Annotated in this window: 24 protein-coding genes; 17 read left to right on the top strand and 7 right to left on the bottom strand. The window is 54.8% G+C overall.

What is annotated here, in order from left to right:
- Positions 1-18: 18 nt before the first annotated feature.
- The 4 genes from RRF56_RS05545 to RRF56_RS05530 form a co-directional block, all read right to left on the bottom strand.
- On the bottom strand, positions 19-762 hold the full coding sequence (locus RRF56_RS05545) for an SIMPL domain-containing protein (protein WP_317036638.1): 744 nt from the start codon (positions 760-762) through the stop codon (positions 19-21).
- Positions 763-1100: 338 nt separating this feature from the next.
- On the bottom strand, positions 1101-2768 hold the full coding sequence (locus RRF56_RS05540) for an alpha glucosidase (protein WP_317036637.1): 1668 nt from the start codon (positions 2766-2768) through the stop codon (positions 1101-1103).
- Between the two features lie 14 nt (positions 2769-2782).
- Positions 2783-4603 carry an alpha glucosidase gene (locus tag RRF56_RS05535; RefSeq protein WP_317036636.1) on the bottom strand — a complete coding sequence of 607 codons (1821 nt, stop codon included), beginning with the start codon at positions 4601-4603 and terminating at the stop codon, positions 2783-2785.
- A gap of 480 nt (positions 4604-5083) precedes the next feature.
- Positions 5084-5470 (bottom strand): hypothetical protein, encoded by a 387-nt coding sequence (locus tag RRF56_RS05530; protein WP_317036635.1) that lies wholly within the window; start codon positions 5468-5470, stop codon positions 5084-5086.
- 383 nt (positions 5471-5853) lie between these two features.
- On the opposite strand from RRF56_RS05530, the gene RRF56_RS05525 reads away from it, so the two are divergent.
- Positions 5854-6537: a hypothetical protein gene (locus tag RRF56_RS05525; protein WP_317036634.1), complete on the top strand. Its 684-nt coding sequence runs from the start codon at positions 5854-5856 to the stop codon at positions 6535-6537.
- A gap of 770 nt (positions 6538-7307) precedes the next feature.
- On the opposite strand, the gene RRF56_RS05520 is transcribed toward RRF56_RS05525, so the two are convergent.
- A complete protein-coding gene (locus RRF56_RS05520; protein ID WP_317036633.1) occupies positions 7308-7772 on the bottom strand; it encodes a BON domain-containing protein in 465 nt (154 codons plus the stop codon).
- A 579-nt stretch (positions 7773-8351) separates the two neighbouring features.
- On the opposite strand from RRF56_RS05520, the gene RRF56_RS05515 reads away from it, so the two are divergent.
- The 9 genes from RRF56_RS05515 to RRF56_RS05475 all read left to right on the top strand — a co-directional run bounded on the left by RRF56_RS05515 (position 8352) and on the right by RRF56_RS05475 (position 15272).
- Positions 8352-8765 (top strand): phage holin family protein, encoded by a 414-nt coding sequence (locus RRF56_RS05515; protein WP_317036632.1) that lies wholly within the window; start codon positions 8352-8354, stop codon positions 8763-8765.
- Positions 8766-8998: 233 nt separating this feature from the next.
- Positions 8999-9691: an SRPBCC family protein gene (locus tag RRF56_RS05510; protein WP_317036631.1), complete on the top strand. Its 693-nt coding sequence runs from the start codon at positions 8999-9001 to the stop codon at positions 9689-9691.
- Between the two features lie 44 nt (positions 9692-9735).
- On the top strand, positions 9736-10152 hold the full coding sequence (locus tag RRF56_RS05505; RefSeq protein WP_317036630.1) for a hypothetical protein: 417 nt from the start codon (positions 9736-9738) through the stop codon (positions 10150-10152).
- 52 nt (positions 10153-10204) lie between these two features.
- Positions 10205-11386 carry a zinc-dependent alcohol dehydrogenase gene (locus RRF56_RS05500; protein ID WP_317036629.1) on the top strand — a complete coding sequence of 394 codons (1182 nt, stop codon included), beginning with the start codon at positions 10205-10207 and terminating at the stop codon, positions 11384-11386.
- A 98-nt stretch (positions 11387-11484) separates the two neighbouring features.
- Entirely contained in the window at positions 11485-11733 is a 249-nt protein-coding gene (locus tag RRF56_RS05495) for a hypothetical protein (protein ID WP_317036628.1), read from the top strand.
- A gap of 154 nt (positions 11734-11887) precedes the next feature.
- The gene (locus RRF56_RS05490) at positions 11888-12118 is read left to right on the top strand and encodes a hypothetical protein (RefSeq protein ID WP_317036627.1); all 231 of its coding nucleotides are present in this window, start codon (positions 11888-11890) and stop codon (positions 12116-12118) included.
- Positions 12119-12366: 248 nt separating this feature from the next.
- Positions 12367-14067, top strand: coding sequence for a beta-carotene ketolase CrtO (gene crtO, locus RRF56_RS05485; RefSeq protein WP_317036626.1), 1701 nt, complete (start codon positions 12367-12369; stop codon positions 14065-14067).
- 66 nt (positions 14068-14133) lie between these two features.
- A complete protein-coding gene (locus RRF56_RS05480) occupies positions 14134-14688 on the top strand; it encodes a DUF2231 domain-containing protein (RefSeq protein WP_317036625.1) in 555 nt (184 codons plus the stop codon).
- A gap of 191 nt (positions 14689-14879) precedes the next feature.
- Positions 14880-15272, top strand: a complete 393-nt coding sequence (locus RRF56_RS05475) for a phospholipid-binding protein (RefSeq protein ID WP_317036624.1) — start codon at positions 14880-14882, stop codon at positions 15270-15272.
- A 103-nt stretch (positions 15273-15375) separates the two neighbouring features.
- On the opposite strand, the gene RRF56_RS05470 is transcribed toward RRF56_RS05475, so the two are convergent.
- Positions 15376-16797: an MBL fold metallo-hydrolase gene (locus RRF56_RS05470; RefSeq protein ID WP_317036623.1), complete on the bottom strand. Its 1422-nt coding sequence runs from the start codon at positions 16795-16797 to the stop codon at positions 15376-15378.
- 365 nt (positions 16798-17162) lie between these two features.
- On the opposite strand from RRF56_RS05470, the gene RRF56_RS05465 reads away from it, so the two are divergent.
- The 7 genes from RRF56_RS05465 to RRF56_RS05435 all read left to right on the top strand — a co-directional run bounded on the left by RRF56_RS05465 (position 17163) and on the right by RRF56_RS05435 (position 23341).
- Positions 17163-18191: a hemerythrin domain-containing protein gene (locus tag RRF56_RS05465; RefSeq protein WP_317036622.1), complete on the top strand. Its 1029-nt coding sequence runs from the start codon at positions 17163-17165 to the stop codon at positions 18189-18191.
- A gap of 103 nt (positions 18192-18294) precedes the next feature.
- Positions 18295-18738: a hypothetical protein gene (locus RRF56_RS05460; protein ID WP_317036621.1), complete on the top strand. Its 444-nt coding sequence runs from the start codon at positions 18295-18297 to the stop codon at positions 18736-18738.
- Between the two features lie 258 nt (positions 18739-18996).
- Complete coding sequence (locus RRF56_RS05455; protein WP_317036620.1) at positions 18997-19518, top strand: DUF421 domain-containing protein; 522 nt, start codon at positions 18997-18999, stop codon at positions 19516-19518.
- A 235-nt stretch (positions 19519-19753) separates the two neighbouring features.
- Positions 19754-20482 (top strand): DUF3891 family protein, encoded by a 729-nt coding sequence (locus RRF56_RS05450; RefSeq protein WP_317036619.1) that lies wholly within the window; start codon positions 19754-19756, stop codon positions 20480-20482.
- A 257-nt stretch (positions 20483-20739) separates the two neighbouring features.
- Positions 20740-21891: an acyl-CoA dehydrogenase family protein gene (locus RRF56_RS05445; RefSeq protein ID WP_410510572.1), complete on the top strand. Its 1152-nt coding sequence runs from the start codon at positions 20740-20742 to the stop codon at positions 21889-21891.
- Complete coding sequence (locus RRF56_RS05440) at positions 21879-22658, top strand: PIG-L deacetylase family protein (RefSeq protein ID WP_317036617.1); 780 nt, start codon at positions 21879-21881, stop codon at positions 22656-22658. Before RRF56_RS05445 ends, RRF56_RS05440 begins: the two co-directional genes overlap by 13 nt.
- A gap of 89 nt (positions 22659-22747) precedes the next feature.
- Positions 22748-23341 carry a class I SAM-dependent DNA methyltransferase gene (locus tag RRF56_RS05435; protein WP_317036616.1) on the top strand — a complete coding sequence of 198 codons (594 nt, stop codon included), beginning with the start codon at positions 22748-22750 and terminating at the stop codon, positions 23339-23341.
- Positions 23342-23348: 7 nt separating this feature from the next.
- Here RRF56_RS05435 and RRF56_RS05430 read toward each other — a convergent pair whose 3' ends face one another.
- Positions 23349-24653: a glycosyltransferase family 2 protein gene (locus tag RRF56_RS05430; RefSeq protein WP_317036615.1), complete on the bottom strand. Its 1305-nt coding sequence runs from the start codon at positions 24651-24653 to the stop codon at positions 23349-23351.
- Between the last annotated feature and the right edge of the window lie 431 nt (positions 24654-25084).

Below are 25084 nucleotides of genomic sequence, written 5' to 3'. Positions count from 1 at the left end.
GCCCAGACAACGGGGGCTCTAGTAGCGAATTTGCAGGGTGACCTGAGCCTGCACCGTTTGCTCACCACCGACGACGGGGGTGGCTACGTCGGCTTGGGCACGGCTATACTCCGCGACACGGGGCATGGGTACCGGCGGCGGCGATGCAGCGCCGTTGATCTGGATGCTGACCACTTCTTCGGGTCTGAGATTGAGGCTGTTGAGCACCGTATTGGCCTGGGCTTGGGCATCGTCTACGGCATTGCGAAGGGCGGCCTGGCGGGCGGCTTCGAGGGCGGCATCGTCGGCGACAAAGCTAATGCCGCGAATTTGGTTGGCCCCGGCATTGACGGCGTCATCGAGCAGGGTGCCGACGCGCTCGGTGGGCATGCGAAATTGGACGGTGTTGCTGCCGCTGTAGCCGATGACCTCAGAGCGGCCATTTTCGTAGTTGTAGCGGGGGCTGAGCTGAATGCCGGTGGTTTCGAGTTTTTCGACTTGGCGCGATCGCAGCAGCTCGACCACTGCTGCGGTACGCTGGGCCACTTCGCGCTGTACGGCGGCGGCATCGGTACCTTGCACATCAACCCCCAAATCGACCTGGGTTTTAGTGGTGGGCACCGACTCTTCGCCCTGGCCGGTTACCATTAGCGTTCTCATTGTGATCTCCTGGGCGATCGCCGTGGGGGTAAATCTAGGGGTAAAGCTCAGCCCTGCGGCTAGGGCCATTGACATCAGCGCCACCGCTGTCAGTCGTTTAGGAGCATAGTGTTTCATTGTCATTGGACTCACCTGGTTGCCTCACACGCTTAGAAGGGTTATGTCCATTTACTGTGCCACGGCGACCTCAAGCCCAGGGCGCGGTTACTAATTTCGATACAGAAATCCAGTAAAAATAGGCCTAGAACGCCGGTACAAAACCCCGGTTTCTAGGCCAAAACGTAAGTGTGCCCTTATAAGTAACAGAGATAAGTGACAGAGAAACCGGGGTTTTATAGCTGTAACCAGTTTGGTTAAGACCTTTCCCCTAAGAGCGTTTGAACTTCGAACGTTCTTAGGGTTCTGGATGTCCTAACCCAGGTGACTATGGCTATAGCCAGACGGTTTCTATGTCAGAGGCTTTAGTTCTGCCAGTCAGTACCTGGCTCAAGCGCCGCAAAATAGACGCCAAAGGGCGGCAGCTCTAGGGTGTCGTGGTAGCTGCGATCGCTGAAGACAATCTCCCCGGTGGGATGCCCCTGGGGTAGGTCAGTCATGTCTTGGTAGACTGTCTCGGGGCTGAGGTTAAACATGCAGAGCAGGGCCTGGTCCTCGCTTTGGCGTACGAACCCCAGCAGGCGATCGTCGCTCAGCGACAGCAATTGCACTCGGCCCTGCTTGAGGGCAGGCTGCCGGTTGCGCCAGTGAATGAGTCGCCGATACTTGTTGAGCAGCGAGTTAGGGTCAGCCTCTTGACCATCGACCGCCGCCTGGCGGTGCTGCTGAGGAATCGGCAGCCAGGGTTCGCTGTGGGTGGTAAACCCGGCCTGGGGCGCAGTTTTTACCCAGGGCATAGGTGTGCGCGACCCATCGCGGCCCAGCACATGGGGGTAACCCTGGATGCCAAAGGGGTCTTTCATCTGAGCATGGGGAATCTCGGCCTGGGTGAGGCCCAGTTCTTCACCTTGGTAAATGCAGCAGCTGCCGCGCAGAGAGAGCATCAGGGCGGCAAACATGTGGTCAAAGGCCTCCTGAAGAAATTCGCTGCTGGGCTGATATTTACTCCAGCGGTTCTTGAGCCGGGGAAAATCGTGGGTGCCTGCGGTCCAGCAAATGATGCCGCGATCGAACAGGGTTTCTACCTGGCGAATCAGGTGCTCGATGCGCTGCACGGTGAGCGGCTCATCGGTCATTAGCGACGAGTTGTAGGCCATGTGCAGCCGGTCATCGCCGTTGACGTAGTCTCGGGAGGTGGTCAGGGCATCTTCGGCACTGCTGATTTCGGCTAGGGTAGTGGCTCCGTAGTGGTCAGTCAGCTCTCGAATGGGCTTGAGCAGAGCAATGGTGTCGGGCTGGCAAAAGTTATAGAGATTAATCTGCGCAAAGAACGGATCGCTCTGGGTCGCCCCCGCCGGACGCGGGATCTCGGGGGGCCGCATGGGGTTGTCTTGAAGGCTGCGATCGTAGGTGAAAAAGTTGACCACATCGAGGCGAAAGCCGTCGACCCCTAGATCGAGCCAGAACCGAGCGGTGTCTAAGATGGCCTCGACCACGGCTGGGTTGTACCAGTTGAGGTCGGGCTGGCTGTCTAAGAAGTTGTGCAAGTAGTACTGCTGCCGCTGCGGTTCCCAGGCCCAGGCGCTGCCGCCAAAGGTAGACAGCCAGTTGTTAGGCGGGGTGCCGTCAGGTTTTGCATCGGCCCACACGTACCAGTCGGCTTTGGCATTGTCGCGGCTGGTTCGACTTTCGGCAAACCAGGCGTGCTCGTCGGAGGTGTGGTTCCACACCTGGTCGATGAGCACCTTAAGGTCGCGATCGTGGGCCGCCGCCAAAATGGCTTTGAAGTCGTCAAGGGTGCCAAATAGGGGGTCTACCGCCCGGTAGTCGGAGATATCGTAGCCAAAGTCCTTCATGGGGGACTTAAAGAAGGGCGAAATCCAGAGGGCATCTACTCCGAGACTGGCGACGTAGTCGAGCTTTTGCAGAATACCAGGCAGATCGCCAATGCCGTCACCATTGCTGTCGGCAAAACTGCGTGGATAAATTTGGTAGATGACAGCGCTACGCCACCAGTCTGATTGAAAAGCCATAGGGTAAACCTTATCTAAGTAACAGCAATTGAAGCGGCCTGAGCATTGGGTTGGGATGTGGCCTGGGTGATCTCGGTTTTAGCTTTCTCGGTTTTGGCCCGATCGCCCGCCGAGGGGTTGGGAGAAGCGGCCTCACGATCGCGATCGCTACCGCTATAGGCCGGCGGTATAGAGGGCTGTAAGTTGCCAAAGAAATAGCCATAGCCGCGCAGGCGTAGCATGCCATCGTTGCGCTTGGCTGCTGAGCTAATGCCGGTTGCCGTGGTGCAGCTCAGCATGTCTTCGGGCAGATCGAAATGGGTTGTCTCTGCGCTGAGGTTAAAGATGCACAGCAGGCGCTGCTGGGGAGCCTCCCGAATAAAGGCAAAGAAGGGCTCTTCGGTCTCAAGAATGTGACACTCGCCCTGCATCAGGGCGGGCTGATCTTTGCGCCAGTGCAGCAGGCCGCGCCAGGTGTTGAGCAGCGAACTGGGGTCTTGGTTTTGCACATCTACCGCAAAGCCGTGGTGGGCCTGGGGAACGGGTAGCCAGGTGTCTTCGCGGCTTGAAAACCCGGCGCTGACGGCGTTGGCCTGCCAAGGCATGGGGGTACGTGACCCATCTCGGCCCACGACGGCAGGGTAGAGGGCTTTACCAAAGGGGTCTTGAATTTGGCTGACCGGAATATCTTCAGGAATGCGGGCCTCGCTCAACCCCAATTCGTCGCCCTGGTAGAGGCAGAGGGCACCCGGCATGGCCACTAGCATGGCCGCCGCCTGATGATAAAAGGTTTCGGGGTAGGGGGTGCCATTGGCGTCGTGGCCCAGCCAGCGACTGCGCAGGCGACCGTAGTCATGGTTGCCCACCATCCAACAGTTGCCGCCGTTGGTAAAGTGCTGCTGCACTTTTTCGAGGGTGCGGCGCATGAGTTGGGCGCTGATCGGTTCTTCCACCAGCAGGGCGCTATTGTAAGCCAGGTGGGCGCGATCGCTCCCCTTTACATACTCACTCGATAGCACAATCGAGTCTTCGCACAGGGTTACCTCAGCCAGGGTAACGGTGCTGGGATATTGATCGATCAGCTCGCGTACCGGCTTGAGAATATCCAGGGCCTCGGGCCGACAAAAGCTGTTTTCAAACATCAGCTTGGCCATTGGGTTGTCGGGGTGAATGCCGTCGGGATGAGGGCAGCCCTCGCCCCGCAATGGCTCATCGCGCAGTTCAGGATCGTGGAGAAAAAAGTTAGGTGCATCGAGGCGAAAGCCGTCTACACCGCGATCGAGCCAGAATTTTGCCCGGCTGAGAATGGCTTCTACCACGTCGGGGTTTTCCCAGTTGAGCTTGGGTTGGCTGCGCAAAAAGTGAAACAGAAAATATTGTTCGCGCTTGGGTTCCCAAGCCCAGGCCGAATCACCATTAAAGGCCGAAAGCCAATTATTGGGCGGCGAACCATCGGGCTTAGGATCAGCCCAAATATACCAATCAGATTTGGGATTATCACGGCTCTCGCTGCTCTCTAAAAACCAAAAGTGGCGATCGCTGGTATGGCCCCACACCTGGTCAACCACCATGCGCAGACCACGGGCGTGGGTTAGCGCTAGCAGTTTGTCAAAGACATCTAGATCGCCAATTACCGGATCAATATCGAGCATATCGGTGATGTCATAGCCCAAATCGTCCATCGGCGATTCGTAAATTGGCGTGAGCCAGATCGCATCGACTCCTAGGGCCGAGATATAGTCGAGCTTATCGATAATGCCGTTTAAGTTACCCCGACCATCGCCATCGGTGTCTAAAAAACTCCAGGGAACGATCTGATAAATTACGGCGTTTTGCCACCATTCAACGGTTTGCATGGATTAGATCCTTAATGTTTTGAAGACGGAACTTCAACCTGCCCTATGCGCTAACCTGGCTGTAGCAGAGTGCCGAAAAGGCAGCTAGCGAGGTCTCGTCTAGGTGGTTAGAGTCAGATCTGCAACCTGTTGCAAAACCGAAAAATGCCGGATTAAACAAAAGCAAGACCTAGAGGTATCCAGAAAAGTAGATGTGCTCGCATTGTGGTCTGCCTGCCGGTATGATCAGACCTCCGGCTAGGAGCCTCGCAGCAGGCGAAGTTCTCGCGTACATGAGTTTTATTATTGTTTAAGTTTAGAGTAAAAAGGGTATCTGCTATAAGTAAGAGTTAAATAGGCTGATGATGATTAAAATAGACTTTATATAGCTACCCTAGTTGTTGCGACGGTAGGGTAGCTTATTGCTGATTAAAATTTAATTTGGTAGCTATAGTGATGGCCTGACTATGCTTTTCAGTCAGGCCATCACTATGACAAAGACTAGTTCCAGGTTCGTTCGCCCGATTCGTCAACGCGGGCCTGACGAATCACGTCAGAAATCTCTTCGGCGTCTTTGATGTGGTGCAGAGCTTTTTGGCCTTCTTCAGGATCATCTACAACAAAGTAGGTCGGCACAACGATGCGATCGCCTGTAATGTCGCCAGTGTCAACGGCAACCTGTTGAGACTTCTCTTGGAGAGTCTTTTCACCATCTACCATATCGCCTGGGTTGAGCACTAGATCATGCTCTTCTAACGCCTTTTTGTGGGCCGCTTTTTGCTCAGGTGAGACTTCTTCAGGGGTTAAAGGTTGATGAATGGGCTGACGCTGCTCAGAGCGTTGTTCGTCAGTAGGTTGCTCGGTGTTCTGGGAATTTTGAGTATCCATAGTTTATCCAACTATTTACAACTGGATTCAGCGTAACGATCTAGGTAGGCGGACAACATCGCCCGAGAGAGGCAATTACCATCTCTCTAATGGCCCAAAATTCTTACGGCCCAATTAGAGACATCTAAAAAGCGGTGACCAAGGCTCCATACTTAGAGCCTGAACGGTTTTAACCGATATCTCAAAGCCGAAAACGGCACCTGAAAGGTGGCCATGATAACTAAATAAATGTCAATAAAACGATCTATGACTTTAGGTCAGCTTACTGGTGTCTCTTATGCGCCTCTAGATAGATGGGCGCAATTGGGGTACGGCATAGAGTAGTGGGCAAGAATTCACCGAAATTCAGTCTCAATCGATAAGAATTGAAAGGAAAGAGAACCATGTCTTACACTAATGAGCCCGGAGCCTACAGGAACGAACCCGGAGCCTATAGGGACGACCCCAACGTTCGAGTTGATACCACAACTACTACTGTACCCGTCGCTGAGTACCATGACTTAGTGCGCTGGGGTCCCATTTTTGCAGGACTTGTCGTTGCGATCGCAACCCAACTTGTATTGACTGGTCTCGGTGCAGCCGTTGGGCTGACCACCTTAGCAAATACCGGCACGCCTCAGAGTGACGCCAGTGGTGTTGGGGCTGCCGTTGGTATTTGGTCCATTATCAGCCTGCTGATCGCCCTATTTCTGGGTGGGTGGGTTACGGCTCGTGCCTGTGGCCCCATGAACAGCAAAACTGCCCTGCTCAATGGCGCTATTCTATGGGCTACTACGCTGGCCGTTAGCGCTTGGCTCTTGACCAGTGGCGTAACCGGTGCGTTTGGTATTGCCGCCCAAGGGGCTGATGCCGTGATCAATCAATTTCCTAACCAGCTGCCCGGCACAAACCCGGGTGCAGTTCAAGATCCAAACATAACGGCTCAGCAGGCCCAAGACATTGCGGGTAATGCCGCCACTGTCGGTTGGTCTTTTGCCCTGGGTTCTTTGCTTGGTTTGGTTGCCGCTATGGCCGGTGCCGCTGTGGGTGCTCGCAGCCCTCGCTCCTATGGTGTAGCCCCTCGCTAAACCCGTTATCAACGTAGAACCATCAACGCAGCAGATAGTGAATTCGGTAGGCCTAAGCCTACCTTTTTTTTGCTCAGATTTCTCTAGACTCGCAGACTGGATCGTGTCCTATCTTGCTCGTGTCTTATACTGAATCCGATTTGGCTAGCCCCGGTTGGGTTGGGCAAACACCATTTGCCCCTACGTAATCCGCCTGTTGGGAATCGGGATTATGTGACTCGGATTTGCTCTAAAAATAACCCTGAGACGGTGCATCGCTGCGCGGATGCACCCTACAATTTTCATCGTTGGGGGTATCGTCTTGGCGACATGGACGATTGGTATTATACCTGACTACCCCCGGTTCAACTGGGCGCATGCCATGAGCCCCTACGGGTTGGCCGTTTGAGAATCGAGGGTATTTATCAGGCCCACTGAAGTGCTCCTAATCTGTCATTCCCACTTTCGTGGGAATCCATTACGGATAAGTTACTTTAGGGTGGATGCCTGCCTCGGCGGGAATGACAGGTAATCGTAAATCCTACTTAGTTACTCCCGATTCTACTGGGCGCATGCCAGCGCCTCTCCGGTTTTGCCGATTGGAAATTGGGGTTATGTCGTTCGGGTTGGGTATCAGCCGGTTTCTATGGGCTAATCAATCGGACGTCATATCAGGTGTCAGGGTTTGGGAGCGTGGGTCAACTTACGCCACAGAGTCCTGGTGTTTATACAAAAAGCGACGGCAGAGTTCTGCCGTCGCTTTTATACACTTAGTTTAATCTGAGCTTAGTCTAGCTTTTTAGGCCGAGGTCATAGGCGACTTCGTGCACTCCAGGAATGGCTTTGACATCGTTAATGATGGCTTGGGCCGTGCTGCGGTCAGAGACTTTACCCGACAGTCGTACCGAACCATTAGAAACGCTGACTTTCAGATTTTCAGGAACCTGGCGCTCAACTCGATCGGTGATGTCTTGATCGCCTAAGGGTGTGCCTTTGACATCGGCATACTCAATACCTTGGTATTGATTGTCGTTAGGCGTTGTCTGAAGTGTTTCGTTGAGATCTTTCTGCTCATTAGATAAAACATCGCCGTTAACTGCACCCGCTAGAGCGGGCTGAGTAAAGCCAACTAGTACAACTGCTAGACAGGTTAGGGCTACCAAGCTGCCATTTACCGTTTTAGGTAGACGGCTCAGCAGGGCGATCGCTACCCCTAAACCGAGGACTAGCATTCCAGTTTCTAAAGAAATCATCATGGGCTTACTCCAAAAAAAGTAATAGAAAAGGCCACCGTGTGGTTGGGCATTCACTAATGTCGATTAGTAGTGTAAACAACAAAACTTTGGCCTGTATCTCTCAGCCGAAAGAAGACCCATACGCCCAAGGGCATAACTTATCGATCGCACATCTCCACTCGGTATTATTTTTTGTAAAAAGATTTTTGAGAGCCAAGCTTAATTAATTTTGCCTCCTGTCTGTGGGGCGCTACTTCTGTGACCTTATCTGTGGCATTAATTTATAGGTGTGTTTTATCTATTTATCTATCAAACAGTAGACACCAATACTCCAATTCATTTTTATCTTGAGAACAGGTGAGGCATTTTGCAGGCAAAGATAAGGGAAAAGTCTTAATTGTCGTAGCGTTGTTGCCCTTGGGACGCCCCAAGCTTAAACCTATCGACTCGCTACAGCGCCTTCTACGGGAGCGTTTGTTTGATTAAGCTCACCTACTCCTCTTTTGCTTTTAGATTTAGTGCTTCAGCTTGACCACAGCAACGCACTGGTTGATATGGGTCAATTGATACGTTGTCGTTTGTAAACCTTGGAGATGGATTATGTGGAGCATTCTTTTATCAGGTCTGGCTACGGCCCTCAGCTTGCTAGTCGTTGACCTAATTGTGCCCGGTGTCACCATTAACACGCTGACTGCCGCTGCGATCGCTGCGGCTGCGGTAGGGGTAGTCAACGCTGTGCTTAAACCAGCGCTACAAACCCTAACTGTGCCCATCAATGCGATCAGCTTTGGGGCCTTTTCATTCATTCTGAATGGTCTGTGCCTGTGGCTGGCTTCTCTAGTGGTGCCTGGTTTCTACGTCCATGGCATTATCGGCTTTTTGGTAGGGCCTGTGGTGCTGTCGGCAGTCAACACTTTCATTGGCAGCTATTTAGACAAAAAAGCGCCTGCTTTTCTCAAGGACGGGTCTACTGCCAGTACTGAACTCAGCACTGACAACTCTTCCCGGCTGTAGGGTAATTTTCTGCCTGTTATCCAAAATCCGAGTCACACAACTCCGATTCGAAACCGATACCTCGTAGGGGGCATTGCACTGCAATGCCCCTACAAACCGGGGGTATAAAGACTAGGAGTTTCAGGCCCAAAGCAGAAATCCTCTGAGGAGGGTTGGGAGCCGAGTTTTCCAGTCTGCTCAGTCTGTCTTCCCTTACCCACCGATCGCCCTGTTGCCCAATCAAAGGTCTTGCTATGGAAAACGCAATGAGCACCCATTCTTCTACAGACACCGAAGCTAGCAGTCTAGAGCAGTGGACGTCGATTATCGGCGGCAGCGCACTCGTGCTCGGTGGCTTGCAGCAGCGATCGCTGCGGGGGGTGCTGATGGCCGTAGCCGGTGGTGGTTTAGTCTACCAGGGAGCGCAAAAGAAAAGCACCCTAAAGCAGGTCGGCGAGGCTGCCGGCCTTGACAAAGCCATTCGGGTAGAAAAAACGGTCACCATCAACCGCCCGGCGTCAGAACTCTACAGCTACTGGCGGCGGCTCGAAAATTTGCCCGAGTTTATGCGCCACATCAAGTCGGTGCAGGTGTTTGATGACAGTCGCTCTCACTGGGTAGTCAACGCTCCCCTCGATCAGAGCATTGAATGGGATGCCGTGATTGTCAACGATCAGCCCGACCACCTGATTGCCTGGGCTTCTGCCGAAGATGCCGAAGTGGACCACTCAGGCTTTGTACGGTTTCAACCGGCCACTGGTAACCGAGGCACCGAAGTCAAAGTGGTGATGGAGTATGAGCTGCCGGGCGGCGTCATGGCCGCTGCGATCGCCAAGTTGTTTGGCGAAGAACCCGAGCAGCAGATTGGCGATGACCTCAATCGCTTCAAACAATTGATGGAAGCGGGAGAAATTGCCACCACGGAAGGTCAATCTACGGGAGCTTAAGCGGTTGGCTGCAATGATTTTTGACGTTTTTAGCTATAGTTCGAATGAATAATTTGCTTCAATTTCTCTGCTCGGCCCAATATTCTCTCCAGCTAGGTGCGCTTAGAACATTGGGCCGTAGGCTGGCGTTGACCATTCTCTCGGTGGCGCTGGTAGTTGGGCTCTACGCGCCCAGCGCCCAAGCCGCCAATGGGTCTGACGCGTACGAGGCTGGCCCCATTCGTCAAACCTACAACCCCCTCAGTAAAGAAACGTTTCAGGGCGGCGTCGATCGCACTGCGATCGATCGCAACGGCAAGGCTAGCCAGCAAACTCCAGAGCCCGAGCGCGGCCTTGTTGGCACGATCAAAACTCTGGTGCCCGGCCTCTCCGCCGACGGGGCAGGCGATGTTGCGCCCCGCAGCGACATTCAACCTGAGAAAAACCCGACCTTCGATCGCTACATGACCGACACCCAATAGGCCCAAGCCAATAGGCCTAAGCCAATCCATAAACTACCTCAGGAGAACTGTGATGAAAGCTGTTTGCTGGCACGGCACCCACGATGTACGGGTCGATACTGTGCCCGACCCTAAACTTTTAAATCCGCGTGATGCGATCGTCAAAGTTACTTCTACGGCTATCTGTGGGTCTGACCTGCACCTCTATGATGGCTTTATTCCGACTATGCAGTCGGGCGATATTCTCGGCCACGAGTTTATGGGGGAAGTGGTAGAGACGGGGCCAAGCGTCACCAACCTCAAAGCGGGCGATCGCGTGGTCATTCCCTTCACTATCTCCTGTGGTAGCTGCTTTTTTTGTGAGCGCGATCTGTGGTCGTTGTGTGACAACTCTAACCCCAACGCCTGGATGGCCGAAAAATTCTATGGTCATTCGCCCTCGGGGTTGTTTGGCTACTCCCACCTGATGGGGGGCTATGCCGGGGGGCAAGCCGAGTACGTGCGGGTGCCCTTCGCCGATGTTGGGCCGCTCAAGGTGCCCGATGGTCTTACCGATGAGCAGGTGCTGTTTCTCACCGATATTTTCCCCACCGGCTACATGGCTGCCGAAAACTGCGACATTCAGCCCGGCGAAGTCGTGGCAGTGTGGGGCTGTGGTCCGGTTGGTCAGTTTGCCATTCGCAGCGCCTTTATGCTTGGGGCCGAGCGGGTGATCGCGATCGATCGCGTCCCTGAGCGGTTGGCCCTAGCCCAAGCCGGTGGGGCCGAAATTCTCAACTACGAAGAGCTGGATGCCGGGGAAGCCTTGAAGGAAATGACCGGTGGCCGTGGCCCCGACTGCTGTATTGATGCTGTTGGAATGGAGGCCCACGGCACTGGCCCCATGGCCCTCTACGACACCGTCAAACAAGCGGTGCGGTTAGAAACTGGACGGCCTCAGGTGCTACGCCAGGCGATCGCCGCTTGCCGCAAGGGGGGCAAAATCTCTGTGCCCGGCGTCTACGGCGGGTTTATCGACAAAATGCCTATGGGCGCGTTTGTGAATAAGGGCTTGACCATGCGATCGGGCCAAACCCACGTACACAAATATCTCAAACCCCTGTTAGAACGCGTACAGCAGGGCGATATTGACCCCAGCTTTCTCATTACCCACCGACTTCCCCTAGAGGAAGCGCCCCGAGCCTACAAAATTTTCCGCGACAAAGAAGAGAACTGCATCAAGGTCGTGCTCAAACCCTTCGAGACAGCGGCGTAACGAAGGACAGGGCATCGTCAGTTTCGCAGAATGGTTTCGCACAAGACAGGGTGCTAACTAAGTACCTTTGGGTTTTCAACCTATCAGGAGTCAGTTCCATGGCAGAAGATCAGTCAAACCAATCCGATATCCTAACCGACGACGTGGCCGAGAATCCGGGGGCTCGGACAGCGGCGTTGCACCAAAACCCAGAAATCTCGAAGGAAGAAGCCCGCAACGCTAATGCTGGCGAAGGGCCTAACGCGGCTGGGGGTGGCAAGTCTTCAACCGCCGAAGGCCATGTGCCCAGTAGTTCTGATCCTGAGGCCAGTGACTTGCCCACGGCCAATGCGCCCCACTCCGACTAGAGCGGTTGTCTAGACGATGAGCCGGAGGGGATGAGCAGGGGCGATCGCACCCCGGCTCTCCTCCCTCAGCTTGAGGCAAAAACTGCCTTTCGAGAGATGGAGCAGCCTTGCTCCAAAAGCCACAGTAAACCATAGCATTCAGAGGTGATCTCTTATGGCTAACAGCGCCCAATCTCAGCCCGTTGTCAGCAACCTTGAATACGATTGGCTGACCGTCATGCAGAACAAAGCCGAGGCCCTGAAAGCCTACGATAAATACATTCAAGATGCTCGCGAAGCCAATTCAGAAGAATGCGTTGAGCTGTTCAACCAGCTCAAGCAAACTGAAGCAGAGCAAATACAAGAAATTCGCAAGCATTTGACCAAAACTATGGCGGCTAGTTAAGGGTCTACGCTGTTTTAGCAAACAGATTGGCTCAGCTTATTCCCCCTGTTGCCTTAGGTGGCAGGGGGTTTTATAGTGCAGGTCAAAAGTCCTCTTTTTTTAGCAAAAATAGACAAAATTAGCACTCTCTTGGCAGCATCTGTGACGGAGCATCTTGACGACATTCTGAGCTAGATCTACTTCCAGAGATAGGTCGCTTTTAAACTGAGATTCCTTACCATCAGGTTATCATTGTAAACCCTCCTCCTATGCAAACGTTTGATGTCATTATTATTGGTGCAGGTCACAATGGCTTGGTTTGCGCCGGGTATTTGTTGAAGGCAGGCTACAGTGTCTTGCTGTTAGAAAAGCGCTCCATTCCGGGTGGAGCGGCCACTACCGAAGAAGCTATGCCAGAGGAAGCTCCCGGCTTTCATTTCAACCTCTGTGCCATTGATCATGAGTTTATTCACCTTGGCCCTGTCGTCGATGAGCTAGAGCTAGAACGCTACGGCCTAGAGTATCTATTCTGCGACCCGGTGGCCTTTTGCCCTCAGGCCGACGGGAAGGCATTTTTGGCCCACCGCTCTGTCGATAAAACCTGTGCTGAAATTGCCCGCTACAGCACCCGAGATGCAGAAAAATATAAAGAATTTATCGCCTTTTGGGATACTCTCACTCAGGCTATCACCCCCATCTTTAACGCCCCGCCAAAATCGATCATCGATATTCTGGGCAACTACGGGATGCATAACTTAAAAGATCTGCTGTCGATCTTGGGTGGTGTTGATCAGACGCTAGATCTGGTGCGCACCATGCTCAACAGCCCCGAAAACACGCTGAATGAGTGGTTTGACACTGAATTGGTTAAAGCTCCCCTGGCCCGGTTGGCCTCAGAGCTGGGTGGCCCCCCCTCCGAAAAGACCCTAGCCGTCGGCTCAATGATGATGGGGCTGCGCCACAACCCAGGGGTAGCTCGTCCCCGGGGCGGCACCGGTGCCCTAGTCGATGCGTTAGTGCGCATGGTGCAAGACCACGACGGTACCATTCTCTGTGATCAGTCCGTAGAGCGGTTATTGATCAGCAGTGAAGGGCGAGTTGATGGGGTGCGAGTTGCCGGGGGGCAAGAATATCGGGCCACCAAAGGGGTGATTTCAAATATTGATGCCCAGCGCCTCTTCCAAGATTTGGTGCCGGCGGCTGATAGCCAAGCCTTTGCCCCCGGCCTAGGCGAACGCCTCGATCGCCGCATTGTCAACAACAATGAAGGCATTCTCAAAATCGATTGCGCTCTGTCAGAAATGCCCCGCTTTGAGGCCCACGACCACCAGGATGAGTACCTGATTGGCTCAGTCTTGATTGCTGACTCGGTCGATCAAGTGCAGACGGCTCACACCATGCCCATGCAAGGGCTGATTCCTGACCACGACCCATCGCTGTATGTGGTGGTGCCTACGGTGCTCGATCCCTCCATGGCCCCCCCCGGGCAACACACTCTATGGATTGAGTTCTTTGCCCCCTACCAGGTCAAAGGGGCTGAGGGCACGGGGCTATTCGGCACCGGCTGGACCGACGAACTTAAGCATAAAGTCGCCGATCGCGTGCTCGACAAGCTGGCCGACTACGCCCCCAACCTCAAACAGTCGGTGATCGCGCGGCGAGTAGAAAGCCCCGCTGAGCTGACTCAGCGGATTGGCGTCCGCAAGGGCAACCACTACCACATCGACATGAGCCTCGACCAGATGGTGTTCTTTCGACCGCTACCTGAGCTAGCCAACTACCAAACTCCGATTGACGGTTTGTTTTTGACAGGGGCCGGCACTCACCCCGGCGGCTCGATTTCAGGGATGCCAGGGCGCAACTGTGCGCGAGTGTTTTTGTCGGTGCAAGAACCCCTGAGCTACAACCTCAAGGAAGCCGGCAACTGGCTGAAAGACCGCTTTAAGTCTGCCGTCGGCATGGGGTCATAGCAGGGGCACTAGCCTGGCTTTAGCCGACCCTGTGAGGTGACAAACGTTATTCTAAAGGACACTGTTATGGATGCTCAAGATTACCAAAATCAGTCTAATTCGGTGCCGTATCCTAACCTGCCCCCGCTGATTGACAGTCGGGCAACCGAATATCACGGCACAGGCATTACCAGTTCAGTGGCAATTTTTGGCCATCCTATCCATCCCATCATCGTCATTTTTCCGGTTGCTTTTTTAAGTGCGGCTGCCGGCACTGACCTGGGCTATTTGCTCACCCAAGATTTCTTTTGGGCGAGGGCTGGGGTTTGGCTGCTAGGGTTAGGGGTATTAGCCGGGGTCGGCGCTGCCGTTACGGGCATGGCCGACTTTATCAAAATTCCTCGGGTACGTAACCGCCGGGCGGGGTGGGCCCACATGGTGCTCAACATTGGGGCCATGGTGCTCAGCCTCATCAACGTTCTGCTGCGGTTGGGCGACCCAGCCGCTCCAATTGTTCCCCTAGGGCTGATTTTGTCTTGCACGGTGGCAGTGCTGTTGTTGGCCAGCGGTTGGTTTGGTGGCGAGCTAACCTTTCGCCACAAAGTCGGTATTGTTGGCCCTGGAGAAACTCTAGAGCGATAGACATCGCGGCAGGCGAAGCCCTGCCTAGGATTAGCCCGTTGAAGCCTCTTTTAACGGTGTTGCTGAACTGAAGCCTGAATTTTGGGTAGGGGTAAACGGTGGTTTGCCCCTACCTGAGACGTTGAAATTTTACTTTATACCGCTATCCAGAAATGCTCTTTTAACAGTCCATTAGTAAACCACTTTTAATTATGACTTGGCACAACCAGATCGATTTTGATCAGTGTGATTTGGCCGTTACCACGGGGGCACAGCACCAGGCGATGACCCCGGGCCTCACCAATACCTACGACAGTGAGTTGCGCGAAAAAGCGGGGATGCACACGCCGCCACCGCCGCCGGAGTGCATGGGCCTAGAGGGAGAGTATGACGACTATGGCCTGGTGCGGCGGGTGGCTGAGGCTCTAGACCACGATCCAACCCTTAAGGCTGTAGATACTGTGACTCTAAGTCAACACGGGAGCACCGTTGCGCTGGCAGGGCAGGTGAGCGATCGCACTCTTTTAGAGCGCGTTGTTGCTATAGCCAGCGCCGTCGATGGCACTCGCGCCGTCGATAGCACCCACATCACGGTGGGTAACTAACGGTAGCGGTCGTTGGTTGAATACGTTTTTAGTTTTTGCTAGGGCCATAACGATAGCTATGACCCAGCTTGGCGGGAGGTGATTGTAGATCACCCCCCGACCGCTATAGGGCAACCTTGGGCATCGCGGTTGTCTTGGGTTGCTCGACCGGCAGATTGGCCGATCGCCAAGCGCTCCAAGACCCCGGAATATTGATCACCGAGGCAAAGCCGTACTTTTGCAGCAGGCTGGCGGCGATTGAGGCCCGATAGCCGCTGCCGCAGTAGGTAGCCACAGCCTTAGTGTGATCTAGCCGAGACAGCTCTTTTTCTAAATAGGGCAAATAGAGGTGCTGGGCATGGGGCACTGCGCCCTTTAAGAACTCCTGGTCACTACGCACATCGAGAATGAGCAGATCGTCGCGGTCGAGTTGGTCATAGAGCTCACATACCGGCATTTGGGTAATGCGTTGTAGGGGCAATCCCTGGTTTAGCCAGGCCGTCATGCCCCCATGGAGATAGCCACTTACCCGGTCATAGCCTAGGCGAAAGAGATGTTCGCTAGCTTGCTGAAGCTGCTCTGGCCCTTCGGTAATGAGCAGAATTGAGGTATCTGGCTCGATGAGCCAGCCCACCCAGGTGGGAAACGCAGGCCCTAACCCAATGTTGATCGCTCCAGGAATATGGCCCCCGCCAAAGCCCAGCATCGACCGGGTATCGATGATTAGGGTGTCGGGATGTTCCATCTGTTGTTGAAACAGCTCCACCGACATTGCCTGGGGGGTCTGAAAGCAACCCTGAAGGGGCGGTCCAGCGGCGTTAACTTTTTTGAGGCGGGCATAGTGGCGGGGTGGCTCGGGCAGATCGCCCAGTAACCAGTCGACAAACTCTGCTTCGCTACGCGATTGAAAGGCGGGGCTAAACCGTCGCTCGTTGCCAATGGTGGTTTGGGTGCGATCGCCAATGGAGGTGCCGCAGGCCGACCCCGCTCCGTGGCAGGGGTAGATCTCGAGGCGATCGCCCAGGGGCATCAGCCGATCAAACAGTGAATGGTAGAGCTGTTTAGCCAGGGTGCGGCTGGTGTCACTGCCTAGCAAGTCAGGGCGACCGACATCGAGGTTAAAGACAAAATCGCCGGTAAAAATCGCAAAGGGCTCATCTCCCTGCTGGGCATCGGCCAGCAGCAGGCTAATGTGCTCGGGAGTGTGCCCAGGGGTATGGATGGCTGTCAGAGTAATCTGGCCAAGGTCTAGGCTGGTCTCGGGAAGCAGCGGTTGGTAATCAAACTGGTAATCGTCACTCTGCCCCGCCAAAATGGGAATGCCCAAACGCGCTTGCAGTTCCCTGGAGCCGGAGACAAAATCGGCGTGAATGTGGGTTTCGATCGCATGGGTTAAGCGCAGGCCTAGCTGGCGCGATCGCTCTAAATAGATCTCGATGTCTCGGCGTGGATCAATAACGGCAGCAACCCCCGCCGCATCGTCGCCAACTATATAAGATAGCTGGGCTAACCCTGGGGTTTTTATTTGCTCTAAGACAAGACTCATGCTTGATGTTCTCTATATTTTTGTAGACCGTTGCTAATGACGCTAAACGGGTTGATTGACCGACCTCATCGCCCAGATGAATGATTTTTTAAGCCGCTTGGGGATCAGATTCAATGGTTGCTGGGGCGACGTTACCTAGGCCTTGGAGAGGGCTATGGCCTGTCTGGGTGAATTATCTAAATTTTCTGGAGCGGGCCGCTCACCTGGGTAGGCAAAATGCCTAGGTTTTAAATCCAATCTAGTCTCGCTCCAAAGAAATAGGCTAAGCGATTTGCTCGAACGGCTAAGTCAGCCCTAGCGACAGATACCCACCTAATCTAAAGTCCCTAGACTGTGAAAGAACCCCCAATGGAGTCCTTATTTCTATGCCTGCTACATTGACCGATCAAAAACGCACTGCGATCGCCGAAAAACTAGCCGACATTAAGGTGATCCAAGGCCTAATCATTGAAAATGAAGAGCAATTTCTCAGCCAGTGCAGCGATGGCCATCTGCGCAAGCGTCTGGAAGATATGCTTGAAGATGACCAAAAAAACTTAGATATAGTCGAAACTGCTATTACTCAATACGGCATTCAGGCTGAGCCCAAGGCCACTGTGCAGGAGTTTGTCAGCCAGGCCAAAGATACTCTCTCCCGTTCTGAGCTTACCCTCTACGAAAAAATGGCTCAGCACGAATTGCTCAAGCATGGTCAGGTAGTCTCGGGTCTGGTAGTGCACAAAGCCGCTCAGGTCGTGGGGCAAGATGTAGAAGCCGCCCTGGCCCCCCTCAATACTGTCAACTTTGAGAACCGCGCCCACCAAGAGCAGCTCAAGGGCATGCTCGAATACCTCGGCACCCTAGAGCTCACTGGGCAAGAACCCCAACAGGGCCTGTGGGCTCGGGTGCAGGATGCGGTTGCTGCAGCAACGGGCGTTGTGGGTAGCGTTGCCACCCAATCGTCCGATGCCACCTCTGCTGACGTGCTCGATCTGATCTTTATGGATCACCAGAAGGCCAAGACTCTGATGAGCGAAATTCGCAACGCCGATAACGCTGAGCAGATCAAGGTTTTGTTTGGTCAACTCTACAAAGACCTGCTGGTGCATGCCAAAGCCGAAGAAGACGTCGTTTATCCGGCGGTGCAGTCGTTCTACGGCAATGACGATACCCAAGAGCTATACAGCGAGCAGGCCGAAATGGAAACCCTGCTGAACGAGATGAAAGCCATGCCCTCTACCGGCGAACCGTTCATGGCCAAAGTTAAACAGCTCAAGGCTATGGTGGGCGATCACACTCGTCAGGAAGAGAGCACCATGTTTGCCTCTATGCGCAAAAACCTATCTGACAGCGATCGCCAGCAGCTAGGTCGGCGCTTCAAGGAGAGCAAGCAGAGCCTACAAAGCCAAATGTAGCCCATAGGCTAGTTATCGCCTTTTGTCACTGGTTTTTAGTCACTCTTTTCTGATGCCTAAACCACTGACCCCCCTGTTGTTAAGCTTCTAAAAGGAGCATGTTATGCAAACTCTAAAAAACCTGTTTAACCCTACCGTCTGGCGGCAGTGGATGATCGTTTTTCTAGCCGGTGTAGTGGTGTTTATGACCACCGCCTGTGGTACCACCCAAGCAGCGGCCCCCGGCAATAGTTCTGCTCGCGATCTCAATCCAGCGGCTAACTCGGCCAAGACCGAGGGCATGTATCCCCACAAAGATACCGACATGGATACTAGCGCCGCCGATGCCAAAGCCGATCGCATGATCCGCGAGGCTAATCAACGCATTCAGCAGAATATCGATAAGTCTGTCGGAGAGCGAGTTGAAGATGTCGGCCAATCGGCTAAGCAAGCTGCCGAAAACATTGGTGCATCGACCCAGCGCGCCGCCGAAAATGCTGCTGACAATGCCCGAGGCGTAGTTAACGGCGCAGCCAATGCCGTCGATCGCGCTGCTCCCCGCAGCTAATACGGCCCAAAGGCCAGATCCTAAAACGACTATCCAGACAGAAGCAGATGGCTTTTGTCTGGATAGCGCTTGACTGGGCACCGCTGGGGATCTGTCAACCGTTGTATGCGCCCTCTACTACCCAATCTTGCTTGGCTACCCCCGATACCCCTGAGCGAACAGCGGTTCGCCCCTAAAGGTTGGTCTTTTGGGAATCGGGGTTATGTAATTCGGATTGGGTATGAGAATTAATTTGTGTCCAACTAATCCTAAAGCTCTATGATTTGCGAGTTTGCAGCTTCCAATAACCCGCTGATTCACACCCTAATAATCGGCAGTCTGGCCTACTTAGCCCTGATTGTATTGCTGCGACTGTCGGGCAAGCGAACGCTGTCAAAGTGGAATGCCTTTGACTTTGTCGTGACGGTGGCCCTAGGGTCAATTTTGGCTACGGTGCTGCTCTCAACCGATATACCGCTGGCCCAGGGAGCGTTGGGTTTAGGGCTATTGATTGGTTGGCAGTTTGTGTTTACCTGGCTCTCGGTGCGATCGCGGCCTTTTCAGCAGTGGATCAAAGGACACCCGACGCTGTTGCTCTGGCAGGGCGAACTCAGAAAAGAGGCCCTGCAGCGGGAACGGGTCACCGAAGGTGAAGTACGCGCTGCAGTCCGTTCTCAGGGAGGCGCTGCCCTAGAGCAGGTGGCGGCCATTGTGTTAGAAACCGATGGTACCTTCAGCGTGATCATGCAGAACGATAGCGAGGTTGAACCCTCAGCCCTGTCTGATGTGTGGGGTTTATAATCCAGTGTTTTATTGAGTAAAGTACGTCATTGCCCAGGGTGACGCACCTTAACTGCATCCCGAGTTTGAAAATTCATCATTGAGCTAGTTTGTTAGTCCCGTGCAGATGGGAATCCATAGCGGCCATGTTGCTGGCTGGATTCCCCCTGGTGTGGGAATGACTTAGGCACCTGTAAAAGGGGGATGTACCCCCACCTTGGCGTTGTTTTCTACATACATTTGAACTTTAAGCACTATGATCGTCAATCTTCAATCCGACGGTTGGGAAATTATTTACCACCGTGCCCATGCTCTTTTGGCCGCTCAAATTGCTGGCCATTGGGACTTTAGTAAACAGACCTATCGGCTCTACGAAACCATTGCGGCGATCGCTTACCACGATAACCTCGAAAAAGAGTGGGAAGAAGACCAACTCACCGAAGCGGGTGCACCGCTCGACTTCACCCTAGAAAAAGAATCTCCCTTAGAAAAATTAAGCAAACATGCCGATGACGCGCTCTATCATGGGCGTTGGGTGGCTATGCTAATTTCTATGCACCTGTGTTTTTTAAACCAGGGTTTGGCTGAGAAAGATGCTAAGATGGCTGACTTTCTCGACGAGCAACGCCAGCGCCAGGCCCAATGGCAAAAGGAGCTAAAGGTGAGCCCTAAGGACGCAGAATCGGCCTATACGTTTATGCGTTGGTGCGATCGCCTCTCGTTGATTTTGTCCCAGCGCCAGATTCCGGTTGGGGGCCGCCAGTTAGAAATTACCAATGGCCCTGACAACAAGCGCTACACCATTCATCAGCTAGAATCGGGCGATCTGGGGGTGACACCCTGGCCCTTTTCCTGTGATAAATTTACCGTTATGGTCGATGCCTGCGATCTGAAAAAACTTCAGTTTGAGTCTAACGATGAGTTGCGAAAAGCCTTAGGCGAGGCTCCCCGTAAGTCTATTTCCTGGACCTTGACCAAGCCCTAGAAAGAACGTGGCGTAAACGGCTCCAAGCAATTTGACCCAAGGTCTTTCAGCTAGGTTTAAACAGCCTCTAAATATTTCTCCCGATAGAGGAGGGTGGAGCAGGACTCTGCCATGATTGTGGGGCAATTACTAGCTTGCACCATGGGTACGGTGTGGGTTTTGGCTGGGCATTGACAACCGGTTTTGTAGGAGGTTTTGCTATTACTGCTGAACTTTTAACGACTACAGTAGCGCCTGGGCTAGCGCCTGAACCGGCGATCGCCGAACTGTTGCAGTTAGCCAGTCAGTTGGCCGACGACTTTGCAGCACGGGCGGCGGCGGTCGATTGTTCTGGGGCGTTTCCGGCAGCGGAGTTTGAGCAACTGGCGGCGGCTGGCTTTTTGGCAGCTCCCTTAGTCCGAGGACTGGGTGGCTGTGGCTTAGGCACTGACGCGGCGACCACCTACGACCTACTGCGGCTGCTCAAGCACGTTGGCCGGGGCAATTTGGCCATTGGTCGGGTGTACGAGGGCCATGTGAATGCCCTTCAGCTGATTCAGACCTTTGGCACCGCTGAGCAAATCGATCGCTACGGTCGTGAGGCCCGCGATCAGCACAAGCTATTTGGCGTTTGGAATGCTGAAGATGCCGAAGGACTGCGAATTTTGCCTCTAGGTGGGGGCCGCTACCGTCTAGAGGGGGCAAAAACCTTTTGCTCCGGAGGGGGCTATGTAGAACGGCCCTTCGTCAACGGCAAGCTGCCCGACGGCACCTGGCAGATGTGTATCGTGCCGATGGATCAGGTGCAGACTAGCTGCGATCGCAGTTGGTGGCAGCCATTAGGTATGCGGGCCACCGCCAGCTACAAAATTGACTTTAGTGGCGTTGAGCTGGGGGCCACCGCGTTGATTGGTCAGCCCGGCGACTACCTGCGTCAGCCCTGGCTGACCGCTGGCGTCGTGCGCTTTGCCGCCGTGCAGTTGGGCGGAGCCGAAGCCCTGTTTGACCTCACCCGCCAATACCTGCAAGGCGAACAGCGCACTGAGCACCCCTACCAGCAGGAGCGGCTGGGGCAAATGGCGATCGCGATCGAGAGTGGCAACCTCTGGCTGCGCGGAGCGGCAGATCGTCTCGTCGCCTACGATCCGCAGTTTGGCGGCAGCCCACGGGATGGCGAGGCCTGCCCTGACCAACTGGTGGCCTACGCCAATATGATGCGCACCGCCATCGAGCAGATCTGCATAGACACTATGCAACTGTGCCAGCGCTCTGTGGGCACGCGGGGGCTGATGTCGCCCCATGCCCTAGAGCGGGTGACACGCGATCTCACCCTCTACCTGCGGCAGCCCGCCTACGACGCCGCCATAGCCGGAGCCGGGGCCTACGTGCTCACCCAGACCACCCCCGCCGATCGCCTATGGCACCGCTAGAGATGACGCCCCTGGCCCCCTTCGAGGCGATCGCTCAGCTGCCCCTGGGCTCCCTCGACGATCTGCCCCTCGCCCCGGTGGTGGTGGTGGCCCCTCACCCCGACGACGAAACCCTGGGCTGTGGGGGAGCGATTGCCCAGCTGCGATCGCGAGGTTACCCGGTTCAGGTGCTGGTGGTCAGCGATGGGGCTAACTCCCATCCGCGATCGCAGCGCTACCCCGCTCCCCGGCTGCGGCAGGTGCGCCAGGCCGAAACCTGCCAGGCTCTGGCCTTGCTTCGGGTTAAGGCCGAGGCCGTTACTTTTTTGGGCCTGCCCGATGGCTCAGTGCCGCCCATCGACTTGGCGGCGGGGCTGGCCCAGGCCTCGCCGCTGGCCCAAACGGCCCTAGAGCAATGCCGGGCCTACCTACATCGGGTGGCTCCCCGCACTATTTTTGTGCCCTACCAGTTTGACCCCCACCGCGACCACCGCGCCAGTTGGCAGCTTGTGCAGGGGGCGATCGCCGGTTTGCCCCAGCCACCCCGCCTGATCGAATACCCGATTTGGGATTGGGACCCGCGCCAGCGCCAGCCCCTGGGCGATCGCTATCGCGCCTGGCGGCTCGACATCGCCCCCCACCTTGCTCTCAAGCAGCAGGCGATTTACTGCTACCGTTCCCAAACTACCGACCTGATTGACGACGACCCCACCGGCTTTCGCCTCACCCCGGAGTTGATTGCTAACTTTCTCCACCCTTGGGAAATTTACCTGGAGCACATTCCTTAAGGCGACTTCTGGAAAACTTTCTCCCGACTGGTGGGCGGTGCCCACCCTACGTAGAGCTACTTAGAGCACAGTTCCTTAAAGCACACCCCATGACTGACCCCGTTCGTGAACAGTCCCTAGCCGCCGACTTTTTTGATCGCCTCTACCAGGCCGACCCCGATCCCTGGCGGTTTGAAACCAGCGATTACGAAGCCGCTAAGTATGCCGCCACCCTGGCTGCCCTGCCCAAACCGCGCTACGCCTCAGCCTTTGAGATTGGCGGATCGATCGGCGTACTCACCGAGCAGTTGGCCCACCGCTGCGATGCCCTGCTATCGGTTGATATTTCGGCCCTGGCCCAACAGCGAGCCCAAGAACGCTGCCGGCACTTGCCCCAGGTGCGCTTAGCGCTGATGAATGTGCCCGAGGAATACCCCGATCAGCGCTTTGATCTGGTGGTGCTGTCTGAGGTTGGCTATTACTGGTGTCGCGCCGATTTGCACCGGGCTCAACAGCAGATCTACCAATCGCTACGCCCCGGTGGGCATCTGCTGCTGGTGCATTGGCTGCACGAGGCCCCCAGCTATCCTCTGCGGGGCGACGATGTGCACAATGCGTTTCAAGCGTTTGCCAAGTCACGGTTGACTCACCTGGCGGGCGATCGCACTGCCGACTACCGCCTAGACCTCTACGAACGCCCCTAGCGCTCCTTTAGTCGGCTAGCGCTACGTCAACCAGGCCCGCTTTAGCCCTCAACGCCGCCATTTGCCCTAAGGGCGGGCGATCGACCGGCTGCCGCCACCGGTTTAAGCACAGACGCAGATCGGCGATCGCTCCTTCAATCGGTACTGCTGTCCACCGTTGCTGCCAAAGCCCCGACCGCTGCTGACAATGCTCGACCCGCTGAAACAGTTCGCCCAGGGTCAACGACTGCTCAAGGGCTTGGTGCAACTCCAGCTTGGGCACCGCTAATTGGTTAGCCAACCGGACTAGCCGCTGGGCTGTCAGATCAGACTCCGGCTGGTCGTTAGTTATCTGCATCCAATAGCGGCGTAGATCGCGACGGGCCAGCAGTTTGGCCTCGATGGCCGCCGCTGGCTCGACTAAAAACGACTGCCGCCGCTGCCCTAATGTTTGAAACTGGCTGAGGCGATCGGCTAGGCCCTGAGTAGCACGGCCCTCGTGGCGAGCCGACGTTGTCACCCGCATTAACAGGCTGTGGCGCACCTTAGCCCCGGCGGCAACCGCCGCGTTGTGAAAGGCCACATCCTCAGAGGTGTGCACCGGGGGCATCCCCCCCGCCAAAGCATACATAGTGTGGGTGACGGCAAAGTTAGCCCCAAAAAATTGATAGTGCCGGGGGGCCGGATCAAAGGGGTCGGGGTCAAGACAGTCTTCAAGCTGCTTAATCAAATATCGGTATCCCACAAAGCGTAGATAAGAGGCCTTGGTCGCTCGATCTAAAGCCGCTCGCTCTGCCTGGTGAATCACCGTCCGGCCACCCACGGCATCGGCCCCGCCGGCTATTTCGTGCAAAATGGCAGCCACCCAGCAGCAATCGACCTCGCTGTCGCCGTCGGTAGAGGCAATAATTCCCTGGGGTCGTCCCAGCCCAATGAATCGACGGTAGGCTTCATCCATGAGTAGCTGGCGCACTCGCCCAATATTGGCCTCACTGGCTGGCAGGGTTTGCTCCAAAATATGCAGTTGGAACTCACTATGTTGCCGCCCAAAACGACGGGCGATCGCCGCCGATCGATCGGTACAGTTGTTGGCAAAGACAATCACTTCGTAGGTGCGGCTATCTAACGGATCACCGTTGAAATCAACTTGGTTAGCCAGGGCTAGCAACGTTTTTTGTAGGGTGGCGGCTTCGTTGCGCACAGGCACAATTACAGAAACTCGGGTTTGGGCCAGCGGCGGTTTAGCAAGCAGTACAGGGGGCGGCTGGGTTACAGTGTGATCCAGTTTTGCAGCAGAAAAACTGGGAATTGCTGCCAAGCAATTACCTTGCATAGTGATCCTTTAAAACAGAAAATCTAGTTAAAAAGTGGGATAGACAGCCGCAGTGGTTGCCGCATCACCCATCATAAACTCCTGGAATGGAGGAAGAATCACTCCGATGACGGAGCTACAGGCGTCTTGAGATAGATAAACACGCGCTTTCTTCGATACCTGGCCTCAGCCAGCTAAATATTCCTGATACCTAAAAACTTGATGACTAAAATGCAGAATCCAAAACCTTTGTTCTGATAAGTCTCATCAACGGGATGTAAAGGTTGAGGCCAGGGATGGTTAAGTAAAGCGTCTTAATGGTGCGTAGGATGAGTCGCTATGTCAGCCTAATTCGCGCAGGGCTGTTATAGAGCAACGACCTTCAAACTATAGAGGGCAAGGGTTATATCCCTAGGCGGATAGAATAAAATTATCGACTGGCTACCATAGAA

It is taken from the genome of Nodosilinea sp. E11 (genome assembly GCF_032813545.1).
GTDB lineage: Bacteria > Cyanobacteriota > Cyanobacteriia > Phormidesmidales > Phormidesmidaceae > Nodosilinea.
Note: the sequence above shows the minus strand (reverse complement) of the source record. Positions and strands in the feature narration are given on the sequence as shown.